General features: G+C 70.4%; 3 protein-coding genes and 1 pseudogene. 2 read left to right on the top strand and 2 right to left on the bottom strand.

Translation table 11 applies throughout. The features are described 5' to 3' along the window. Both GT030_RS33330 and GT030_RS33325 read right to left on the bottom strand, forming a co-directional pair. Window positions 1-258 (bottom strand): annotated as a pseudogene (locus GT030_RS33330) (serine/threonine protein kinase); the annotation flags it as partial. A 55-nt stretch (window positions 259-313) separates the two neighbouring features. Further along, window positions 314-1,162, bottom strand: coding sequence for a menaquinone biosynthesis protein (locus GT030_RS33325; RefSeq protein WP_161204263.1), 849 nt, complete (start codon window positions 1,160-1,162; stop codon window positions 314-316). Between the two features lie 285 nt (window positions 1,163-1,447). Here GT030_RS33325 and GT030_RS33320 point away from each other — a divergent pair, with 285 nt between their 5' ends. Both GT030_RS33320 and GT030_RS33315 read left to right on the top strand, forming a co-directional pair. Continuing rightward, on the top strand, window positions 1,448-1,651 hold the full coding sequence (locus GT030_RS33320) for a cold-shock protein (RefSeq protein ID WP_030813734.1): 204 nt from the start codon (window positions 1,448-1,450) through the stop codon (window positions 1,649-1,651). Window positions 1,652-1,864: 213 nt separating this feature from the next. Beyond that, window positions 1,865-2,530, top strand: coding sequence for a class I SAM-dependent methyltransferase (locus tag GT030_RS33315; RefSeq protein ID WP_161204262.1), 666 nt, complete (start codon window positions 1,865-1,867; stop codon window positions 2,528-2,530). Window positions 2,531-2,582: the final 52 nt, after the last annotated feature.

Genomic DNA, 2,582 nt, shown 5'->3' with positions numbered 1-2,582 from the left:
GACCGGCGCGTCCGGGTCGGCGTCGAGCACCGGCGCGGTCCAGGCGCCGCCCACCCGGCGCGCGGCCGCCACCTCGCGGCGGAAGCGCGCCCGGAACTCCTCGTCCAGCGCGTACTGCGGGTGGACGATCTTCACGGCGACTGTCCGGCCGCCGGCGCTGCGGCCCAGGTAGACGCGGCCCATGCCGCCGGAGCCGAGCCGGCCCAGCAGCCGGTACGGGCCGACGGCGGCCGGTTCGTCCGCTCCGAGCGGCTGCATGGCGACCCCTCCCCCGCGGGCTCCCCCGTAAAGCCGCGCCCTCGCAGCGTAGTGATTACGCCCCGAGCAGTTCCACCTTCACTTCGGCGGAGAAGCCGGTCGTGGGGCCGACGCGGCGGGCGAACTCCGCGACCGCCTTCAGCTGCGGGGGGCCGAAGGAGAAGTCGAGGGTGGTGAAGTACTGCTCCAGGGTCGCCTCGTCGAACGCCTCCCAGCGGGAGGCCTGCTCGGCGACCTTGCCGACCTCCTCCAGGGACACGTTGCGGGAGGCGAGGAACGCCTCGTGCACCTTGCGGGTGATCTCCGGCTCGCGTTCGGCGTAATCGCGCCGGGCGGCCCACACCGCGAAGACGAACGGCAGACCCGTCCACTCCTTCCACAGCGCGCCCAGGTCGTGCACCTGAAGGCCGTACCGCGGCGCGTCGACCAGGTTGGCGCGCAGGGCCGCGTCACCGATGAGGACGGCGGCGTCCGCCTCCTGCATCATCAGGCTCAGGTCGGGCGGGCAGGTGTAGTAATCGGGGCGCACCCCGTACCGCTCGGCCAGCAGCAGCTGGGCCAGCCGGACCGAGGTCCGCGAGGTCGAGCCGAGGGCGACACGCGCACCGTCGAGCCGGTCCAGCGGCAGCTGCGAGACGATCACGCAGGACATCACCGGGCCGTCGCAGCCCACCGCGATGTCGGGGAAAGCGACCAGGTCACCGGCGTTGCGCAGGAATTCCACGAGCGTGATGGGGCCGATGTCGAGATCACCGCGCACGAGCTGCTCGCTGAGCTTCTCCGGGGTGTCCTTGGTCAGCTCGAAGTCGAGGAGCGTGCCGGTTCTCGCGAGCCCCCAGTAGAGGGGCAGGCAGTTGAGGAACTGGATGTGGCCGACGCGCGGCCGGGTGCGAGAATTGTCCACATCGCGAGACTAGACCCCCTGCGATACACGGCCCCGACCGGCCCGTGGTGTGCGCTCCGGGCGGCAGGTTCAAACATTCGGGTGACGTGATCTTGACCTCTATTGCTTTCCGGTGCCCGCGTGCTAGGCTCGCCGCAAGTTGCAGTTTGGTTTCCCTTGCAGTACAGAGCCTGCGGAGCATGTGACCGCGGGCTCTCGTCGTTTTCAGATGAATGCAGTCGTGCAGCACCGTTCGCACTTGCAGGTTCTGGAGCAGGGCAACCCTTTTGAGCCCAAGGAGGGCTTATGGCTACCGGAACCGTTAAGTGGTTCAACGCCGAAAAGGGCTTTGGCTTCATCGCCCAGGAGGGCGGCGGCCCCGACGTCTTCGTTCACTACTCCGCGATCAACGCCACCGGCTTCCGCTCCCTCGAGGAGAACCAGCAGGTGAACTTCGACGTGACCCAGGGCCCGAAGGGTCCGCAGGCGGAGAACGTCACCCCCGTCTGATCACTGCCTGATCGCAGAACCTGAGTGCAGTACCCAAGGAGCCCCACGCCTTCCGGCGACGGGGCTCCTGCCTTTTCGCCGTGACGTTCCGCTGAATTCCGGGCGAATTCCGCGTCCCGCCTGCCGCGCATTGACCAGCGGGGGCATTCCGGCCCCGGTGTTCTCACCCGAACGGCCGCGGGGAAGTCGCCGGAACCCCTAGGGTCGCTCCCCATGACCGACTCCGCCGCCTCCCCCGACTTCCTTGCCGCGACCCGGACGTTCTACGACGCGATCGCCGAGGACTACTCCGATCATTTCCGCCAGGCGCATCTCGCCCAGCCCCTCGACCGGGCCCTGCTGAAGGTGTTCGCGGAGCTGGTGGGGGCGGGCGCGGCGGTGGCCGACCTGGGATGCGGGCCGGGCCGGGTCACCGGCTTCCTCGCCGCCGAGGGACTCGACGTGTTCGGGCTCGACCTCTCCCCCGCCATGCTGGCGGTCGCCCGCCGCGAGAACCCCGGCCTGCGCTTCGAGCAGGGCTCCATGCTGGAGCTGGACCTCCCGGACGGGAAGCTGGCCGGTGTCGTGTCCTGGTACTCCAGCATCCACACCCCGGTGGAGCGACTGCCCGCGCTGTTCGCCGAGTTCCGCCGCGTGCTGGCGCCGGGCGGCCATCTGCTGCTGGCCTTTCAGGCGGGCGAGGAACACCGGCGCCACGACCGGCCGTGGGGCCACCCGGTCAGCCTGGACTTCCTCCGCCGCGACCCGGAGCGCATGGCCGCGCTGCTGGAGGAGGCGGGGTTCGCCCTCACCTCCCGCACGGTCCGCGCGCCGGGCCCCACCGAACCCGTCCCGCAGGCGTACCTGTTGGCCCAGGCGGGACTTTGCGGACCGGCCTAGGGCCTGTCTGACCGTTCGCGTCGTCGCCCGAAGGGCGGCCGCGCGGCGTCAG

The organism is Streptomyces sp. SID1328, from assembly GCF_009865595.1.
Lineage (GTDB): Bacteria > Actinomycetota > Actinomycetes > Streptomycetales > Streptomycetaceae > Streptomyces > Streptomyces griseoluteus.
The sequence above is the reverse complement of the archived record's forward strand: the minus strand, read 5'-3'. Positions and strand labels throughout refer to the sequence as shown.

Excerpts from the sequence above, each read along its gene's own strand:
- GT030_RS33320 (WP_030813734.1), top strand. The coding sequence starts at position 1,448 with ATGGCTACCGGAACCGTTAAGTGGTTCAACGCCGAAAAGGGCTTTGGC.
- GT030_RS33315 (WP_161204262.1), top strand. The coding sequence starts at position 1,865 with ATGACCGACTCCGCCGCCTCCCCCGACTTCCTTGCCGCGACCCGGACG.